The 18,861-nt window shown below is 69.2% G+C and carries 12 protein-coding genes; 5 read left to right on the top strand and 7 right to left on the bottom strand.

Features of this window, described 5'->3' with window-relative positions; all coding sequences use genetic code 11:
* Window positions 1-11 precede the first annotated feature (11 nt).
* Complete coding sequence (locus IM25_RS06250; RefSeq protein WP_006550882.1) at window positions 12-680, bottom strand: TetR/AcrR family transcriptional regulator; 669 nt, start codon at window positions 678-680, stop codon at window positions 12-14.
* Window positions 681-846: 166 nt separating this feature from the next.
* On the opposite strand from IM25_RS06250, the gene IM25_RS06255 reads away from it, so the two are divergent.
* Together IM25_RS06255 and IM25_RS06260 are read left to right on the top strand one after the other, a co-directional pair.
* Window positions 847-1,794 carry an NAD-dependent epimerase/dehydratase family protein gene (locus IM25_RS06255; protein WP_006550883.1) on the top strand — a complete coding sequence of 316 codons (948 nt, stop codon included), beginning with the start codon at window positions 847-849 and terminating at the stop codon, window positions 1,792-1,794.
* 10 nt (window positions 1,795-1,804) lie between these two features.
* A complete protein-coding gene (locus IM25_RS06260; RefSeq protein WP_065995872.1) occupies window positions 1,805-3,097 on the top strand; it encodes an MFS transporter in 1,293 nt (430 codons plus the stop codon).
* Between the two features lie 3 nt (window positions 3,098-3,100).
* On the opposite strand, the gene IM25_RS06265 is transcribed toward IM25_RS06260, so the two are convergent.
* The 6 genes from IM25_RS06265 to IM25_RS06290 form a co-directional block, all read right to left on the bottom strand.
* Entirely contained in the window at window positions 3,101-4,162 is a 1,062-nt protein-coding gene (locus tag IM25_RS06265; protein ID WP_065995873.1) for a sulfate/molybdate ABC transporter ATP-binding protein, read from the bottom strand.
* Window positions 4,159-4,944: an ABC transporter permease gene (locus IM25_RS06270; protein WP_033098065.1), complete on the bottom strand. Its 786-nt coding sequence runs from the start codon at window positions 4,942-4,944 to the stop codon at window positions 4,159-4,161. Before IM25_RS06270 ends, IM25_RS06265 begins: the two co-directional genes overlap by 4 nt.
* The gene (modA, locus tag IM25_RS06275; RefSeq protein WP_033098066.1) at window positions 4,941-5,693 is read right to left on the bottom strand and encodes a molybdate ABC transporter substrate-binding protein; all 753 of its coding nucleotides are present in this window, start codon (window positions 5,691-5,693) and stop codon (window positions 4,941-4,943) included. Before modA ends, IM25_RS06270 begins: the two co-directional genes overlap by 4 nt.
* A complete protein-coding gene (locus tag IM25_RS06280; RefSeq protein ID WP_019290487.1) occupies window positions 5,690-6,094 on the bottom strand; it encodes a TOBE domain-containing protein in 405 nt (134 codons plus the stop codon). The genes modA and IM25_RS06280 overlap by 4 nt, the downstream gene beginning before the upstream one ends.
* A gap of 64 nt (window positions 6,095-6,158) precedes the next feature.
* Window positions 6,159-10,214 (bottom strand): bifunctional nitrate reductase/sulfite reductase flavoprotein subunit alpha, encoded by a 4,056-nt coding sequence (locus IM25_RS06285; RefSeq protein ID WP_065995874.1) that lies wholly within the window; start codon window positions 10,212-10,214, stop codon window positions 6,159-6,161.
* 141 nt (window positions 10,215-10,355) lie between these two features.
* Window positions 10,356-11,810 carry a CCA tRNA nucleotidyltransferase gene (locus IM25_RS06290; protein ID WP_006550891.1) on the bottom strand — a complete coding sequence of 485 codons (1,455 nt, stop codon included), beginning with the start codon at window positions 11,808-11,810 and terminating at the stop codon, window positions 10,356-10,358.
* A 75-nt stretch (window positions 11,811-11,885) separates the two neighbouring features.
* On the opposite strand from IM25_RS06290, the gene IM25_RS06295 reads away from it, so the two are divergent.
* Genes IM25_RS06295 through murJ form a run of 3 tightly spaced genes read left to right on the top strand, consistent with a single transcriptional unit; the run spans window position 11,886 to window position 18,786 of the window.
* Window positions 11,886-12,491: an NUDIX hydrolase gene (locus tag IM25_RS06295; RefSeq protein WP_033098068.1), complete on the top strand. Its 606-nt coding sequence runs from the start codon at window positions 11,886-11,888 to the stop codon at window positions 12,489-12,491.
* Window positions 12,488-14,971 (top strand): DUF6049 family protein, encoded by a 2,484-nt coding sequence (locus tag IM25_RS06300; RefSeq protein WP_033098069.1) that lies wholly within the window; start codon window positions 12,488-12,490, stop codon window positions 14,969-14,971. The genes IM25_RS06295 and IM25_RS06300 overlap by 4 nt, the downstream gene beginning before the upstream one ends.
* The gene (gene murJ / locus IM25_RS06305) at window positions 14,968-18,786 is read left to right on the top strand and encodes a murein biosynthesis integral membrane protein MurJ (protein ID WP_065995875.1); all 3,819 of its coding nucleotides are present in this window, start codon (window positions 14,968-14,970) and stop codon (window positions 18,784-18,786) included. Before IM25_RS06300 ends, murJ begins: the two co-directional genes overlap by 4 nt.
* The last annotated feature ends 75 nt before the right edge of the window (window positions 18,787-18,861 follow it).

An 18,861-nucleotide genomic window follows, 5' to 3' on the forward strand; every position in this document is an offset into this window, starting at 1 on the left:
TGTCACCGCCGTCACCGGCGCGTGGGGTGGAACCCGACGGTCTGTGCCAACAGGGCGAGATGATGTTCGAACAGGACCTCGTGGTCCGGAAAAGTGTCGGGGCCGTACTGCCCGAAGACCTCGAAGCTCACGGACCCGAACAACGACGGCCACACCCAGAGACCGCGTGCCAGTACGGAATCCGGGGCCGTGAGGGAGAACTCGTCCCGGATCCGGCCCAGCGGTTCCCCCAGGCTCTCCGGAGGTGGGGCAGCGGCCGTGTCGTCCAATACACCCGCGGCGTGGGCCTCGTCCACGATCCGGGCCAGTCGCAGGACCACGCGGATACCGGGTGCGGTGGTGCGCTCGGCCGGGGCAGCGTAACCGGGCACCGGACTGCCGAACAGCAACCCGTAGCGGGCCGGTTCGGCCAGCGCCCACGAGCGCACCGCCCGGCCGAGGGTGAGAAACCGTTCGCGGTGATCGGAGGGGTCGACTGCGTCGACGGCACGGTCGACACTGTCGCCGAGTTCGTCGTAGGCGTCGACGACGAGCAGGGTGAGCAGCTCGTCGCGGCTCGAGACGTAGCGGTAGACGGCGGAGGAGACGACGCCCAGGTCTCGGGCGACGGCACGCAGCGACAGCGCCGCCGCTCCGTGGGTGCCGAGATGCTCGCGGCCGATCCGGAGGATGTCGGCCATCGTCTGTGCGCGTGCGCGCGCCCGTGGTGTCGTCACCGGACCATTCTGCCGTCGAATAGAGAGCACCGTCAACAAATGAGAGCACTGCTCTTGACAAGCACGGCTGCACGGAGGATCGTCGACGGCATCAGAGAGCAGTGCTCACACTTTTCCGAAGCGAGGAATCATGTCGCATCTCCAGGTGGTCGCAGGAGCCGGACCCGTCGGCTGGACCGTCGCCGAACAGATTGCCGCACAAGGACATCGCGTGCGCGTTCTCACCCGATCGGGCAGTGGACCGGAAGGCGCGGGCATCGAACGCCTGCGTGTCGACGTCACGGATCCCGAGGCCGCGGCCGCAGCACTCGTCGACGAAGACGGACTTGTTGCCGACGCGGTGTACATGTGCGTCCACGGGTCGGCCTACCGCGCCGACGTGTGGGCACGCGAACTCCCCGTCGCCGAGCGGGTCGTTCTCGACGCCGCCGCGAACCTGTCGGAGAAGACGGTCGTCGTCTTCCCCGAGAGCCTCTACTCGTACAGCGAACCCGACCGGGTCATGACCGAGGACTCGCCCCGCGAGGCCGACACCGGCAAGCGCGGTGTCCGACGGCAGCTCCTCGCCGCCCGGGCAGCGCATCGCGCACCGACGGTGAGCGTGGTCGCGTCGGACTTCTTCGGTCCGCGGGTACTGAACGCGATGGCCGGCGCACGCATGGTGCCCACCGTGCTCGCCGGGAAGAAGGTGCGGGTGCTCGGCTCGGCCGACGTCCCGCATTCGTTCACCTACGTTCCCGACCTGGCCGCGGCGATGATCGCGGCAGCGGGGGAGCCGACCGTGTGGAACACCGTGATCCACGCACCCACCGGACCGGCCGTGGCACAGCGCGAGATCGCCACCGCCTTCACGCGGACGGCCGGCCTGCCCGCGCCCGCGGTGGGGACGATCCCGTCCTGGCTGGTGCGGGCCGGCGGCCACGTGAACCGGGACATGAAGGAACTCGCCGAGATGCTCTACCAGTTCGATGCCCCGTTCGTCATGGACTCGACCCGCACCGAACAGGTACTCGGCCTGTCGCCCACCCCGCTCGACGAGGCGGCCGCCCGCACCGTCGAATGGTGGCGGAGCCGATAGTGTCGTGCTTGTGCGAGACTCCGGGCAGCAGTCCAGGCAGCGGGCGTGGCGATCGACCGCAACCGCCCTGCGGAACTCGCCGGGTCTCGTACGACTGACCGGAGTGCGGTTCGGGAGCCAGTTCGGTGACGGACTGTTCCAGGCCGCACTCGGCGGGGCGATCCTGTTCAACCCCGAACGTCACACCGACCCGGTGACGATCGCGGCAGGCTTCGCGGTGCTGCTGTTGCCGTACTCGGTGATCGGTCCGTTCGCCGGCGCCCTGCTCGACCGGTGGGACCGGCGCCTCGTCCTCGTCTGGGCCAACCTGCTCCGCGGAGTGTTCATCGCGGCAGCGGCGGCCGTGTTGCTCCTCGGGGGACCGCAGACCCCACTCATGCTGCTCGCGCTCGCCGCCATCGGTGTGAGCAGATTCGTCCTGGCGGGCGTCTCGGCCTCGCTCCCACACGTGGTCGCCCAGTCGTGGCTCGTCCCGGTCAATTCCGTTCTGGCAACGGTCGGTTCGGGTGTCTCGGCGGTCGGGGCCGCCACGGCGGTCGCGACCATAGGATTCGTGGGCGCGGGCGACACTGGCTCCGGGACGGCCGTCCTCCTCGGAGTGAGCGGTTCGCTCGTCGGTGCGGTCGCCGCAGCGGGATTCGCCGCGAATGCCCTCGGCCCCGAGGGAATACGTCCCCGGGCCGTGATCCCCACCGTCCTGTCAGGTCTGCGGACCGGTGCAGGGGCCGTCCTCGAAGCTCCTGGCGTGACGATCGCGATGCTCGGAATCGGCGCGCACCGCATCGTGTTCGGCATCGACACGCTCATCATGGTGCTCGTCCTGCGTGCCGAGGAGAATGGCTCCGACCTGCTCGCGGGATTCTCCGGATTCGGTGTCGCGGTCGCCTGCACCGCCACCGGCATGCTCCTCGCAGCGGTGCTCGCACCGATCCTGATCCCGCGGCTGGGCCGGCCGCGCACCGTCACCGTCGGGTTGATCGTCGCCGCGATCGTGCAGTTCGCGTTCGTCACCACCGTGTCGGCCGGACCGTTGCTCGTCGCGGCCTTTCTGCTCGGCCTCGCCGGTCAGACCATCAAACTCACCGGCGACGCCGCGATGCAGATCGATATCGACGACGCGCGCCGAGGTCAGGTCTTCGCGCTGCAGGACACCGTCTTCAACATCGCCTTCCTCGGCGCGATCGTCGTGGCGGCCTTCGTCATCGACCCCGACGGGCGCACACCCGAGCTGGCCGTCGCAGGTGGGGTCGTCTACCTGATCGGGCTCGTCGCCGTGCTCGTCGTGCGCCGCACGCGGCAGTAGCGATCACGCGCTCAGCGCGGCCGGATGGATCCCCACCTCCGTGGCCTTGACGACGAACCATACGGAGTCACCCGGATGGACGTCGAGGTCGGCGAGTGCCGCCGTCGTGATCTCCGCGGCGATACCCGTATCCGATCGCACGAGCACCGACGAACCCTGCGCCTCGAGTTCCGCGATCCTCACCCTCAGGGCGTTGCGCGGGCTCCCGTGCGGGGCCTCGGTGTAGACGGCGACCGCCGACGGCGCGAAGACGGCGACGGCGGCCGTTCCCGGGACGCAGTCGTCGTGGACGCGGCCGTGGACGAGACCGTCCGCGGATTCCAGCGCCTCAGCTCGCACGATGCCGGTGACGAGATTGCTCCCCGCGATGCGGGCGGCGAAGGCACTGCGCGGTCGCGTCAGCACCCGGCGTACCGGCCCGTCCTCGACGACCCGCCCGGCCTCGATCACGATCACCCGATCGGCGAGGGCGAGCATGTCGAGCGGGTCGTGGGTGACGAGCAGGCCCGTGCGTCCACTGTCGCGCAGGACGCGTCGCAGCAACGACCGCAACACCGGTGTCGCGGTGACGTCGAGCGCGGCCATCGGCTCCTCGAGCAACAGCAGGTGCGGTTCGGCCGCGAGGGCACGTGCGAGTGCGACCCGTTGCGCCTGCCCACCCGATAACTCGTGCGGACGACGATCGGCGAGTGCTGCGGCATCGACCTCCTGCAGCCACCTCTCGGCGCGCACACGGGCCTCACGCCGACCCGCACCCGCACTGCGCGGTGCGAACTCGACGTTGTCCGCGACCGTCAGGTGCGGGAAGAGCAGCGCCTGCTGGGCGAGCAGCACCACCGACCGGTCGTGCGGAGCGACGGCGACGCCGGTCGCGGTATCGGTGAGGACGCGACCGTCGAGTTCCACGCGACCCGCATCGGGACGCAGCAGACCGGAGACCACTCCCAGCAGCGTCGACTTGCCGGCTCCGTTGGGGCCGAGCACCGCGACGATCTCACCCTGCGCGACCTCGAGGTCGACGTCGACATCGCGTGCGGCGACCCGGGCCCGCACCGTCAGGCTCACAGCGGGCGGTCCTTCCGCCGCGAGTACACGGCCACGACGATCACGACGGCCACCAGGATCAACACGAGCGACAGCGCGACGGCGGCATCGGGATCGGTTTCCCGCTGCAGATAGATCTCGAGCGGCAGCGTGCGCGTTACACCCTGGAGGCTGCCGGCGAAGGTGAGGGTCGCGCCGAATTCGCCCAGTGCGCGGGCGAATGCGAGTACCGAACCGGAGACCAGGCCGGGCAGCACGAGGGGCAGGGTGATGCGCCGGAAGACCGTCGTGGGACGCGCACCGAGTGTCGCCGCGACGTCCTCGTAGCGTGAACCCGCACTGCGCAGCGCACCTTCGAGACTCGTGACGAGGAAGGGCAGTGCGACGAAGGTCTGCGCGAGCACGACCGCGGTGGTGGTGAAGGCGATGTGGATCCCGAGCGCATCGAGGTGCTCACCGATCAGTCCGCGACGACCGAAGGTGTAGAGCAGGGCGATACCGCCCACGACCGGGGGCAGCACGAGCGGCAGCAGGACGAACCCGCGGATCACCGATATCCACCGGAAGCTACTGCGCGCCAGCACCATTGCGAGAGGCACGCCGAGCAGGATGCACAGGATCGTGGCGGCCGCGGAGGTGCGCAGGCTCAGGACGAGCGCGTCGAGGGACGCCGGGGATGTCACCAGCGAGGGGAAGGTCGTCCAGTCCACGGTGAGCAGCATCGACACCAGGGGCACGACGACGAACAGCAACCCGAGTGCCGCGGGAACGAACAACCACCGGGGCAGTCCCGTCGCGGTCACGGTGCACCGAATCCTGCGTCGGCCAGGACGGCACGACCGCCCGTGCCGGTGACGAAGCGCACGAAGGCGTCGGCGCGACCGGGATTTCGGGAATTCGACAGTGGTGCAACGGGATAGATGTTGACGATCTCCGCGGCTTCCGGGACGGGGACAATGGTGACCTTCTCGCCGGCCCCCATCGCGTCCGTGACGTAGACCAGACCGGCGTCGGCCTGACCGGAGGTGACCTTGCCGAGCACGTCGGTCACCGACGATTCCTCGGACACCGGCGCGAGCTCGACACCGCCGGCCTCCTCGAGTCGCTCGGTCGCCGCCCCGCACGGCACCTGGGGCGCACACACGACCACCGAGAGACCGTCGCCGGTGAGATCGTCGAACGAGGTGACGTTCTTCGGGTTCCCCGGTTCGGTGACGATCGTGAGCATGTTGGTCGCGAACGGGATCGGCTCACCGGCAACGAGTCCGGCCGCGACGGCGGCGTCCATCGTCCGGGTGTCGGCGGAGGCGAAGACGTCGGCGGGGGCCCCCTGCTCGAGTTGGGTCTCGAGATCGGACGAGCCGGCGAACGAGAATTCCACCGACACTCCGGGGTTCGCCTCCTCGAATCGTTCGGCGATCTCGGTGAACGGCGCCCGGAGCGAGGCCGCCGCATAAACGGTGAGGACATCCGAGCCACCGCCGGTGCCGCACGACGTCAGTGCCGCAGCGGTGAGACCGGCAGCGAACGCGGCGAGCGCCCGGCGCCTCATCCGTCCCCTCCGGGTGTCTCGACGATGACAGTGGTCGCCTTGACGACGGCCACCCCGATGCTGCCCGGCTCGAGACCGAGTTCGTTCACGGCCTCGGTGCTCATGAGCGAGACGATGCGGTGCGGACCGCACTGCATCTCCACCTGCGACATGACGGTGTCGGAGACGACGCGCGTAACCAGCCCGACGAAGCGATTGCGAGCGGAGCTGCCCACCCCGAGCGGATCGGGACCGGCATCGGCCTGAGCGCGGGCGAACTCCGCCAGCTCGCGACCGTCGACTGTCTTGCGTCCGGCGGAATCCTTGCCGGCGCGCAGCAGCCCCTGGTCGATCCAGCGACGGACCGTGTCGTCGCTGACCCCCAGCAACGACGCGGCGTCGCGGATCCGGAGGGAAGTCACGGGTATCTCCGCAGATGCATCATGAACGCTACGTTATACCCGCATCTGCGGACCGATAAACAGATCAGTAGACATCGCGGACGTACCGCTTGTCGGCGGCCATCTGCTCGACGTACGCCGCGGCGGCGTCGCGGTCGAGCCGTCCGTGTGCCTGCACCACCTCGCGCAGGGCCGCGTCGACGTCCTTCGCCATACGTCCGGCGTCGCCGCACACATAGAAGTGGGCACCGTTCTGCAGCCACTTCCACACCTGCGCACCATGCTCGCGTATCCGGTCCTGCACGTAGATCTTCTGCCGCTGGTCGCGGGAGAAGGACAGTCCCAGCTCGGTGAGGAAACCGTCGGCGTGCATCGACTCGATCTCGTCGCGGTAGAGATAGTCGGCCTCGGATCGCTGGTCGCCGAAGAACAACCAGTTGCGGCCCGTGTGCCCGGCCTCGCGACGGTCGTGGAGGAAACCGCGGAACGGTGCGATGCCCGTACCGGGACCGACCATGATCATGTCGGTCTCGGGTGCCGGTGGCCGGAAGTGCTCGTTGCGCTGCACGAAGATCGGGATGTCCACACCCTTGCTGTGATCCGCGAGGAACGACGAGCACACGCCTGCCCGGGATCGACCCTCGAATTCGTAGCGCACCACCGACACCGTCAGTTGTACCTCGCGCGGGTTCGTCTTCGGGCTCGACGAGATCGAGTACAGGCGCGGACGCAGACGGCCGAGGAGGTCCTTCCATTCGTCCCAGGGCGCCTTGAACGGGTACTCGGCGATGACGTCCATCGCCTGCCTCCCGTACAGCCACTGCTGCAGCTCGATCTTGTTGCCCGGTCGCAGGAGTTTCGCGAGTTCGGGACTGCCGCTCTGCTTCTGCACGAACCGGAGCAGTTCCGGTGTCACCCGGGTGATGTCGAGGTGACGGGTCGCGGCCTCGCGCAGCGGCACGGTAGGACGGTCGCCGAGTTCGACGGCGGTCTCCGGGTCGAGGGCGGTGACCTGCAGCCATTCGTCGACGGCCTCCGGGCCGTTCGTCGGCATCACCCCGAGTGCGTCGCCGGCCTCGTATTCGAATGCTGGATCGAAGATCTCGAATCCGAACTGACGCACGTCCTTCGCCGAACCCGCACCGCTCAGTGCAATGTTGCGGGTGATCCGGGTGACGAGCGGCGAGTTGCGGGTATAGGCAGGGGCCGCGGGAGCAGCCGATGCGACCGGGGTCGTCGAGCCTCCCAGCAGCGGTACGAGGGCGTCGAGCCAGTTCTGCGCGCGCTCGTCCTCTCCGGGTTCGCAGTCGACGCGCTCGGCCAGGCGGGTCGCGCCGAGAGTGCTCAGACGGTCATCGACACGGCGCCCGAAGCCGCAGAAATCGTCGTAGCTCGAATCGCCGAAAGCCATTACTGCATAACGCGTTCCGCTCATTTCGGGCGCGGTGTCCGCCGCGAGCGACCGCCAGAACGCCCCGCCGTTGTCGGGTGGGTCGCCGTCGCCGAAGGTGCTCGTGACGACCACGAGGTCGTCGATGTCGGCCAGCGCGGCGACGTCGAGTTCGTTCAGCCCCCTCAGCCGCACGGCCCGACCGGCATCGCGGAGCCGTTGTGCGCAACTCGCCGCGAAGGATTCGGCGTTGCCCGTCTGCGACGCCCAGGCCACCACGACGACCGGCCCGTCCGGCACCGCCTCGGTGGGCGTCGCGTCGGGAACCGGGGCCGAGTGCGCGTACATCCCGGCGAGCAGTCCGTCGACCCATACCCGCTTGTCGGCCGGGAACGGCGCGGTCGGCGGAAGGGTCGGCGCGGCAGTGATCTCCGCCGTCCTGAGTCCGGCGAGAAGACCTGCGAGATAACCTCGTTCGGCGTCGTCGAAGGTGGGTGCGGGAATCGTCCCGAGTCCCAGCGCAGACTCGAGACGGTCGAGCACCGAACCGCTCTCGAGCACCGGTTCGACCGCACCCGCGACCTTCTCCACCGACACGGCGCAGACCTTGAATTCGGGCTGCAGGGATGCCGGGTCGACGGCGTCGTTCGTCACGGCGTTGATGGCGAGATCGTCGCCGAAGAGGTCGTTCCAGTGGAAGGGCGCGAAACAGTTCCCGGGCAGCACCCGGTCGGTGACGACGGCCGGCAGCACGGCCCGGCCGCGCCGCGATGCGATCTCGACCCGGTCGCCGTCGACGATCGACAGTCGCTGTGCATCATCGGGATTGATCTCGACGAACGGTCCGGGATTCAGTTTGGTGAGTTTCTCGACCTTCCCGGTCTTGGTGAGGGTGTGCCACTGGTGCGGGACGCGTCCGGTGTTCAGGACGAAGGGGTGGTCGTCGTCCGGCATTTCCGCGGCGGGCATGTGCGGGCGAGGGAAGAAACGAGCGCGGCCGTCGGGGGTCGCGAACGCCAGTCGCGGACGGGAACCGTCCTCGCGCACCACCGGGGTCCGGCTCGTCCCGTCGTTGAGATAGCGGACGGGGGGCCGTGTCGCGGCCGACTCCGGCGGGCACGGCCATTGCACGGGCCCTTCCCGCAGTCGGTCGTAGGTCATGCCGCGCAGGTCGTAGCCGGTCTGCGGATTCGCGAATCCGGTGATCTCCTCGAAGATTTCCTCGGCACTCGAATAGTCGAAGGCGTCGCCGAAACCCATCTCCTGAGCGACCCGCGCGATGATCTCCCAGTCGGGCAGCGACTCACCGACGGGTTCGACGGCCTGCTGTAGAAGATTGACGGTGCGGTCGGATCCGACGGTGACATACTCGGATTCGGCCCACAGAGCTGCGGGTAGGAGAACGTCTGCGTACGAAGCGGTTTCGGTCTCGCGATAGACGTCCTGCACGATCACCAGCTCGGCCTTCCCGAGTGCCTCGAGAACGGTGCTCCGATTCGCGATCGACGCCACGGGATTGGTGCAGATGATCCAGCACGCCTTGATCTCTCCGGCGGCCATGCGCTCGAACATGTCGACGGTGCCGGCGCCGCCCTCGGTGCGCAGCGTGCCGCGCGGCAGCGACCAGCGATCTTCGACGAACGCGCGGTCATCGTCGGAGAGGACACTGCGCTGACCGGGCAGACCCGGTCCCATGTATCCCATCTCGCGGCCGCCCATCGCGTTGGGCTGACCGGTGAGGGAGAACGGCCCGCTGCCGGTGCGGGAGATCGCCCCGGTCGCGAGGTGCAGATTGCAGATCGCGTTGGTGTTCCACGTGCCGTGGGTGCTCTGGTTCAGACCCATCGTCCAGCAACTCATCCACTCCCCGGCCTCGCCGATCCACTGCGCCGCGGTGCGGATGTCGGCCTCGGCCAGACCGGTGACTTCGGCGACGACGTGCGGTGGGTAGTCGGCGAGGAAGGACTCCATCGCGTCCCAGCCGTCGGTGTGCTTCTCGACGAAGTCGCGGTCGACGTGTCCGTTCTCGACGATCAGGTGCAGCAGACCGTTGAGAAGCGCCAGGTCGGTGCCCGGCGCGATCTGCAGAAACAGGTCGGCCTTGTCGGCGGTCGCGCTGCGCCGCGGATCGACGACGATCAGTCGCGCTCCCGCCTTGACCCGATCCATCATGCGCAGGAACAGAATGGGATGGCAGTCGGCCATATTGGAACCCGACACGAAGAAGACGTCGGCGCGGTCGAAGTCCTCGTACGAGCCGGGCGGGCCGTCGGATCCGAGCGACTGCTTGTACCCGGTCGCGGCGCCGGCCATGCACAGTCTCGAGTTCGATTCCATGTGCGAGGTGCGCAGGTATCCCTTCGCGAGCTTCGTCGCGAGATACTGGGCCTCGAGCGACATCTGTCCCGAGACGTAGAGAGCCACCGCGTCGGAGCCGTGGGCCGAGACGATATCGTTCAGGCGCCGCGCGGTCTCGGCGATCGCATCGTCGAAGGGGAGGGGGGCGACCTCGGCCGCCCGCTCGGAACGCATCCACGCCGTATCGAGCCGGCCCCCGGCCGCGAGCATCTCCGCGCTGGTCGCGCCCTTCGTGCACAACCGACCCCTGTTGGTCGGGTGATCCTTGTCTCCGTATGCCCTCACCACGCGTCGGTCACCCGTCTCCGAGTCGACGGCGACGTCGAGGAGCATCCCGCATCCCACACCGCAGTAGGAGCAGGTGGATTTCACCGTGGTGATCGCGTCCTGCATCCCGCAACTCCTCGACACCGTCTCGACTACGCCGGTGTCCATGCTGGAGAAGCGGTGTTGCGGTGGCGTCACCCGCGGTGAGCACGCGGTGACATCTGGCTCACGCCGCCGTCACGACGATGTGAGATCAGACGTTCGGAGTCAGGCCTCCTGCTGCTGTGCCCACCACTCGAGCAGCGCGGCCTCGGCCTCGTCGCGCTCGAGCGGGCCGCGGTCGAGCCGCAGTTCCTTGAGGAAGTTCCACGCCTTGCCGACCGTCGGACCTGCGGAGATACCCAGCAGTTCCATGATCGCGTTGCCGTCGAGGTCGGGCCGGACCTTGGCGAGATCCTCCTCGGCGGCGATGCGCTCGATCCGTTCCTCGAGACCGTCGTAGGTGGCCTGCAGCGCGGCGGCCCGACGCTTGTTGCGGGTCGTGCAATCGGCGCGCACCAGCTTGTGGAGCTTCGGCAGCAGCGGCCCGGCGTCGTGCACGTAACGGCGCACGGCCGAATCCGTCCACTGTCCCCTGCCGTAGCCGTGGAAGCGCAGGTGCAGGAAGACCAGACGGCTGACGTCCTCGATCATCTGCTTCGAGTACTTGAGGGCGCGCATGCGCTTGCGCACGAGCTTCGCTCCGACCACCTCGTGGTGGTGGAAGCTGACGCCGCCCTGCGGCTCGTTGCGTTTGGTGTCGGGCTTGCCGATGTCGTGCAGCAGCGCGGCCCACCGCAGGACGAGATCGGGATCGCCGTCCTCGAGGTCGATGGCCTGCTTCAGGACGGTCAGCGAGTGCCAGTACACGTCCTTGTGCTGGTGGTGCTCGTCGATCTCGAGCTTCATCGCGGGGATCTCGGGGATCACCCGCTGCGCCAGACCGGTCTCGACCATCGTGTCGATGCCCTCGATCGGATAGTCGCCGAGGATCAGCTTGTCGAGCTCGGCCTGCACCCGCTCGGCGCTGATCCGCAGGATCTCGTCGGCCATCGAGACGATCGCGGTGTGCACGCGCTCGGTGAGGGCGAAGCCGAGCTGGGAGACGAACCGCGCCGCGCGCAGCATGCGCAGCGGATCGTCGTGGAAGGAGTCCTCGGGCTTCGCCGGGGTGTCGAGCACGCCGGCGAGCAGGGAGTCCATGCCGCCGAGCGGGTCGACGAACTCACCCGCACCGTCCGGTCCGATCCGCACGGCCATCGCGTTGACGGTGAAGTCGCGGCGCACGAGATCGTCCTCGAGACTCGTGCCGTACTTCACGATGGGGTGACGCGTGACACGGTCGTAGGCGTCGCTGCGGAAGGTGGTGATCTCGAGTTGCTCGAGTCCCTTCACCGCACTGATGGTCCCGAAGTCGATACCCGTGTCCCACTGGTGGTCGACGAATCCGCGCAGCAGCTCCTGCACGACCTCCGGACGCGCATCGGTGGTGAAGTCGAGGTCGGTGCCGAGGCGACCGAGCACCGCGTCGCGCACGCTGCCCCCCACGAGATACAGCTCGTGTCCGGCTTCGGCGAATCGCGCCCCCAGCGGGGCGAGGATGTCGGACAGATCGCGCAGAGTGGCCTCGGCTCCGGCGAGCAGCCGGGTACGACGGTCGGTGTCTGCGGTGGGGGAGTTCACGTCTTTGCACCTTACCGAGCAGCGCGTTCGTGTGGTTGAGCCGGGACCGACGTCGGTCCATCTACTATCTATGAGGTGTCGCCCGCCGAACGTGCCAACCGTAACCGCCGCAGCTCGCGGCGGCGTGGCGCGGGCGCAAAGAAGACCGCACACGGTGCTTCGCCCGGATCGTCCGCTTCGCCCGGACCTCGCATGCGGACCGTCCGCGAGACTTCCGCGGGAGGTCTGGTGGTCGACGGACTCGGTGGTCCGCCCGAGAAACTCTGCGCAGCCCTGATCGGCCGCACCGACCGGCGGGGACGCCTGCTGTGGTCGTTGCCGAAGGGCCACATCGAGCAGGGTGAGACCGCCGAGGAAACCGCGATGCGCGAGGTCCGCGAGGAGACCGGCGTGCGCAGTTCGGTGCTCGCCGAGCTGGGCAGCATCGATTACTGGTTCGTCACCGAGGGCCGCCGGGTCCACAAGACCGTGCACCACTATCTGCTGCGTTATCTCGGCGGAGAACTCTCCGACGCGGACGTCGAGGTCACCGAGGTGGCGTGGGTGCCGCTGCGCGAACTGCGGACCCGCCTGGCGTACGCCGACGAACGCAAGCTCGCCGACATCGCCGATCAGCTCATCGCCGAGATGGACCACACGCGACTCCCCGATGCCGACGAACCGGGGGCCCCACGCGGATGACGGTGGTGGTGTCCCGGGCGGGCGCCGCGGTGCTCGCCGTGCTCGTACTCGTCCTCACAACGGCAGGCGTGACGCCTCTTCTGCCGACGACTCTTCTCCCGACGGCCTCGGCGAATCCGGCCGCAGCCCAGACCGACCCCGACGAGCCGCGCTTCCTCGAGTTGAGTATCGACGAGGTGACGCCGCAGACGGTGACTCTCACGAGCGAGTCCGTCGTCACGGTCCGCGGCACGGTGGCGAACATCGGCGACCGGGACGTCGAGGACGTCTGGGTGCGGCTGCAGCGCGCACCGGTGGTCTCCGACTCCGCAGCGCTGCGCACCTCGCTGTCCCTCGACCAGGCCGGATTCGACACGGTCGGTGAGTTCGAGGAGGTCGCCGACCGGCTGGGGCAGGGCGAACGTGCCGACTTCGAACTCGAACTGCCGCTGCGCTCCGATCTCGTGCCGTCGCTCGACATCGACACTCCCGGCGTCTACCCGCTGCTGGTGAACGTCAACGGGGTCCCCGAATACGGCGGGGCGGCCCGGCTCGACGACGCACGCTTCCTGCTGCCCGTGCTCGCGGTTCCCGCGAGCGACGAGGTCACCGAGGAGACCGAAACCGGGAACGGCGGGTCGCGGGGCACGACCCGCTCGTCCGACGACGGCCGGCTCGACCGCGAGGAGAAGGCGTTCCCCGCCGTACCGCCCGACGTGTCCCGCCCCGCCGCGGTCACGATGCTGTGGCCACTGGCCGATCGGCCGAGGCTCGCCGCCGGCGTGGCCGGTTCCGGCACCGAGCCGGTACGCCTGGTCGACGACGACCTCGCGGCCTCGCTCACCGAGGGCGGGAGGCTCGACGGTCTGCTGCGCGCCGTCGAGGACACCGCCCGCACCGAACCCCGCGTCCTCGAGGGACTGTGCCTGGCCGTGGACCCGGACCTGCTCGTGACCGTCGCGAACATGACGCGCGATTATCTCGTCGTCGAGGATCCGAACGAACCGACCGGCGATGCGCGTCCGGGCTCGGGCACGGATGCCGCGGTCGCCTGGCTCGAGCGGTTGCGTGCCCTCGCGGCGACGACCTGCACGATGGCCGTGCCGTTCGCACAGGTCGACCTGACCGCGCTCGGCGACCTCGCCGACTCGTCCCTGACCGACTCCGCGCTCGAATCACCGGCGGCCATCGTCGACTCCATCCTCGGCGTCACCTCCACCCCGGGCGTGATGTGGCCCGACTCCGGCGTACTCACCGAGAAGACCGGATCGATGCTCGCCGCCGACGGCCCGGTGACCGCTCTGGTGTCCGACAACGCCCTCGAGGGCGGACGCGCCCTGCTCGCGGGCACGTCGTCGACGCCGTCCACCGCGCCGGGCGGCAACGGCTTCCGGATCTCCGGTGTCTCCGGCCTCACCGCCGCCCTGTTCGACTCGTCCGCGTCCGCGGCACTGGCCGGGATGGGCACCGACCCGCAGACGCCGTCCTTCGTCCCCTCCTCGGCGCGCTACGACCTCTCCCGCGATTCCTCGACGGCCCGCCTGCAGGACGCCCTCGGCGCGCTGGCCTGGCCGGCCATGGTGCCGACGGTCAGCGAGGTCACCGGGGCGGCACTGCCGGCCGCAGGCCGATCGGTGCTGTTCGCGCCGCCGCAGAACTGGTCGGCATCGCCCGACGACGCCGCCTCCGTGCTGTCGATGCTCTCCACGCTCGTCCGCTCGGGCCTGACCACGCCGCGACCGCTCGCCGCGCTCGTCGACGCGGCCGCGAACACCGCGAACGACCCGACGGCCTCGATGCTGGTCTATCCCGAGCAGGCGATCACCGACGGCGCCTCCGCGGCGGTCGTGTCCGAGGCCGAGGAACAGATCGGCCGCCTCGACGCGATCCAGACGGCGCTGGTCGAGGACCCGCAGGCCCAGCTCACCCCGCAGCAGTTCACCGCCCCGCTGCGCGAGGACCTGCTGCGCGCGATGAGCCTGGCCGGTCGTCGCGGTGCCGACGCCGACGGTGCCTACGCGACCGGCGAGCACCGCGCCTCCGAGGTGCGGGAGGCCGTCGACGACATCTACGACGCCGTGACGGTCATCTCGACCGGCGGTGTCTACACCCTGACGTCCGAACAGAGTCCGCTGCTGCTCACCGCGCGCAACGACCTGCCCGTGGGCATCACCGTGCGACTGCAGGTGGACGCGCCCGACACGGTGGACATCACCGATATCGGGCCGACCCAGCTCCCGCCGCGTGGCAGCCGCACCCTCACGGTGCCGGCTCAGATCAGCGACTCGCGGAACCTCCGGTTGGAGTTCGCACTCACCACCGACTCCGGCCTGCCTCTCGGCAGCTCGACGACGGTGACGGTACGTTCCAATGCGTACGGCCAGATCCTCGCCGTCGTCACGGGATGTGCGGGAGCCCTCCTGCTGTTCCTGGCGGGCAGGCGACTTCTGCACCGGTTCCGGGGAGAGCCGGATCCAGCCGACGAAGGGTATGAGAAATGACCGGGAACTCCACACGGGACGACGTGGAGACACACCCGAACCCGGGACCGTCGGACTCTCCCACCACCTCACCGGACGTCACGGGTGCCGGTGCGGGTCGCCGCAGGCCGCAGAGCCTGCTCGCGGCGACCGGCTCCATCGCCGTGGCGACCCTGGTCAGCCGCATCACCGGCTTCCTCAAGCAGCTGCTCATCCTGACCCTGCTCGGTGCGAGCGTCGCGTCGTCCTTCACCGTGGCGCACCAGATCCCCAACATGATCTCCGAGCTGGTGCTCGGCGCCGTCCTGACCTCGATCGTCGTGCCGGTGCTGGTGCGGGCCGAGCGGGAGGACCCCGACGGCGGTGAGGCCTTCGTCCGGCGACTGTTCACCGCGGCGCTGGTGCTGCTCGGCACGGCGACCGTTCTCGCGGTGGCCGCAGCCCCGGTCCTGACCACCCACGTCTTCCTCGACGAGTCCGGCAAGGTCTCGACGTCGCTGACCACAGCGCTGTCGTACCTGCTCCTGCCCGCGATCATGTTCTACGGGTTGTCGGGCCTGTTCACGGGCATCCTCAACACCCGGCAGGTGTTCAAGCCGGGCGCCTGGGCCCCGGTGTGCAACAACCTCGTGGTGCTCACCGTGCTGGTGATCTACTACCTGATGCCGGGCGAGATCACGCTCGATCCGGTGCGGATGAGCGATCCGAAACTGCTCGTCCTCGGCATCGGCGTGCTGCTCGGCGTCATCACGCAGGCGATGTGCCTGGTACCCGCGCTGCGCCGCGAAGGCATCAATCTCAGGCCGTTGTGGGGTCTCGACGACCGGCTCCGGCAGTTCGGTGGCATGGCCGCCGCGATCGTGCTGTACGTGCTGATCAGCCAGGCCGGGATGGTCTTCGCCACGCGTGTGTCGTCAGGCGCCGACGAGGCAGGTCCCGCGATCTACAACAACGCGTGGCTGCTGCTGCAGCTGCCCTACGGCGTCCTCGGGGTCACCGTGCTCACCGCGATCATGCCGCGCCTGAGTCGCAACGCCGCCGCGGACGACCCCCCGGCCGTCGTCGACGACCTGTCCGTCGCGCCCCGCCTCACCATGATCTCGCTCATCCCGATCGTCACCTTCCTGACGATCGCGGGTTCGCAGGTCGGCGCCGCGCTGTACGGCTACGGCAACTTCGGCGGCAGCAACGCCGAACGCCTCGGCCAGGCGGTGAGCTGGTCGGCGTTCACGCTCATCCCGTACGCGCTGGTGCTCATCCACCTGCGCGTGTTCTATGCCAGGGAACAGGCCTGGACCCCCACCTGGATCATCCTCGGCATCACCGCCGTCAAGATCGGCCTGTCCGCGCTGGCGCCCGTCGTCGCGGCGAACGACGAGCAGGTGGTGCTGCTCCTCGGCGCGGCCACGGGCGTCGCGTTCACCGTCGGAGCGTTCATCGGCGGCTATCTGCTGCACCGCACACTCGGCGACCTGCAGATGGCGAACGTCGGACGCACCGTCTGGCACGTCGTGCTCGCGTCGCTCGCCGCGGCGATTGTCGTGCTCGTCACCGACCGTCTCCTGCAACTCGACGTTCTTGCCGACCGCTTCGGGGGCATCGGCTCGCTCGTGCGGGGCGGGCTCAACGGTGTGCTCATGGTGCTCGTCGCGCTGGTCGGGATGTACCTGCTCAAGGTGCCCGAGATCCTCGCGATCGAAGCGGCCGTGCGACGGAAGGTCGCGGCACTGCGCGGCACCGCCCCGGTCGAGGAGGCCCCCTCTGAACCCGAGACCGGAACCACCTCCGACGAGGCACCGGCTCCCGCCCCCGTCCCGCGTCCGCGCTACGCCGAATCGGATGCCGAGAAGACCGTCATCCTGCCGCGTATCGACTACGGCGAGTACGGCGTCGGACCTTATGACGCCATCACAGAGGTCATGCCCGCCATCAGGGACGTGCCCGGTCGCAGCAATGCGCACGGACAACTCCCGTACCCTGATCAGCAGCAGGTACGGTCCGGGAGCCGTCGACCACGGTTCTTCGCGGCCCCCAGCGGCGACCCGCGTCTGCACACCGGAAGTGGACGAGTCGACAACGAAGGAGTGAGGGTGAGCGACGACCACGCTGCCGGCAAGTCCACCATCGATGCCGCCGCACGGCAGAAGTCTGCCGACAAGGACGGCAAGCGCCCGCCGCGCGATCCGAACCTCGACACGGGTGTCATCCCCGTCGGATCCCCGCAGCTCCCGCCGGTGCGTGTCGCGGGCCCGGCCTCCCAGCCGCGCCGTCCGATGCGCGGCCCCGATCTCATCGCCGGTGCCTCGGTCGCCGGTGGTCGCTACCGTCTGCTCGCCCCGCACGGAGGCGCGCGCGGTCTGCGTTTCTGGCAGGCACTCGACGTCAAGCTCGATCGCGAGGTCGCGCTGACCTTCGTCGACGCGGAACAGCGCGCGGCCGACGGCACCGGCCCCGACTCGCCGCAGGCCGTGCTCTCGCGCACCCTGCGCCTCGGTCGTATCAATTCGCCCGGACTCGCCCGCGTCCTCGACGTGGTGCGCGGCAGCTCGGGCGGCATCGTCATCTCGGAGTGGACTCCCGGCCGGTCGCTGAAGGAGATGTCCACCACCGAGCCGTCGCCGATCGGTGCGGCACGCGCGATCCGCGCGCTCGCGGCCGCCGCCGAGGCGTCGCACCGTGCGGGCAGCGCGCTGTCGATCGACCACCCGGATCGCATCCGCATCAGCGTGGCGGGGGACGCCGTGCTGGCCTTCCCCGCGACCTTCTCCGATTCCGACGCGATGTCCGACGTGCGCGGTCTCGGCGCGAGCCTGTACGGACTCATCACCGGACGGTGGCCGCTCGGTGAGCCATCGGCTCCGGGCGGCGTTCCCGTCCCGCACCACAGCGGTGCCACCGTCGGCGGAATGCCGGAGCCCGACCGCAAGGACGGTGTGCCGGTGGAGCCGCGCGTCCTGCGTCCCGATGTGCCGTTCGAGATCTCGGCGGTCGCGGTGCGTGCCCTGTCCGAGGACGGCGGTATCCGGACCGCCGCGACCGTGCAGCACATCCTCGACCAGGCGTCGGTCGTCGATCAGAAGACCGAGATGATCCCGGCACTGCGGATCGGGCAGCGCGCTGCCGCCGCGGAGACGCATGCACTCGCGGATCCCGAAGCGCTGGAACAGAAGAAGAAACATTCGCAGCGGATGCTCATCGCCCTGGCCGCGCTCGGTGCCACGACGGTGCTGTTGCTCGCGCTCATCGGATGGTGGATCGCGAACCTGCTCGCCGGCGATGCCGACGATGCTCCGCTGACGAGTCAGGAGTTCGGTCTGACTCCCACTGCCGAGGCACCCGCCGAGGAGGGGGCGGGCGACGAGCAGGTCGAGGCCGCGCCGCCGCGACCGGCGGCGAGCGCTCCGGTCTCCGCGACCTCCGTGTCGGTGTTCTCGCCTCAGGGCACACCCGATTCGCCCGCCACCGCGTCGCAGGCGATCGACGGTGATCCGTCCACCTCGTGGAGCACCGATGCCTACTTCGATCCGTTCCCGTCGCTGAAGAACGGTGTCGGACTTCTGTTCACGCTCGCTGACGCGTCGGAACTGTCCGCGGTGAAGGTCACCACCGACACGCCGGGCACGGTCGTCGAGGTGCGCAGCGCACCGTCCGAGTCGACGTCGCTCGATCAGACGCAGGTGATCGGTTCGGGCACACTGGCTTCCGGTGAGACCACGATCCCGGTCGAGGCGGACGGCCAGACTTCGCACGTGCTGGTGTGGATCACCGATCTGAGCTCGAGCGGCGGAAGCAACAAGAGTTCCCTCTCCGAAGTGGAATTCGAAGCCGCACGCTGACCGCGGACAGCCGGGCGGAATCGTCCGGATCGGCTACCATCCGCGCGTGCGAATTTTCGGGGGGATCGCAAAAAT

Source organism: Rhodococcus sp. p52 (genome assembly GCF_000763325.2).
Classification (GTDB): Bacteria; Actinomycetota; Actinomycetes; order Mycobacteriales; family Mycobacteriaceae; genus Rhodococcus; species Rhodococcus pyridinivorans.

Excerpts from the sequence above, each read along its gene's own strand:
- IM25_RS06250 (WP_006550882.1), bottom strand. The coding sequence starts at position 680 with ATGGCCGACATCCTCCGGATCGGCCGCGAGCATCTCGGCACCCACGGA.
- murJ (WP_065995875.1), top strand. The coding sequence starts at position 14,968 with ATGACCGGGAACTCCACACGGGACGACGTGGAGACACACCCGAACCCG.
- IM25_RS06285 (WP_065995874.1), bottom strand. The coding sequence starts at position 10,214 with ATGCAGGACGCGATCACCACGGTGAAATCCACCTGCTCCTACTGCGGT.
- IM25_RS06255 (WP_006550883.1), top strand. The coding sequence starts at position 847 with ATGTCGCATCTCCAGGTGGTCGCAGGAGCCGGACCCGTCGGCTGGACC.
- IM25_RS06300 (WP_033098069.1), top strand. The coding sequence starts at position 12,488 with ATGACGGTGGTGGTGTCCCGGGCGGGCGCCGCGGTGCTCGCCGTGCTC.
- modA (WP_033098066.1), bottom strand. The coding sequence starts at position 5,693 with ATGAGGCGCCGGGCGCTCGCCGCGTTCGCTGCCGGTCTCACCGCTGCG.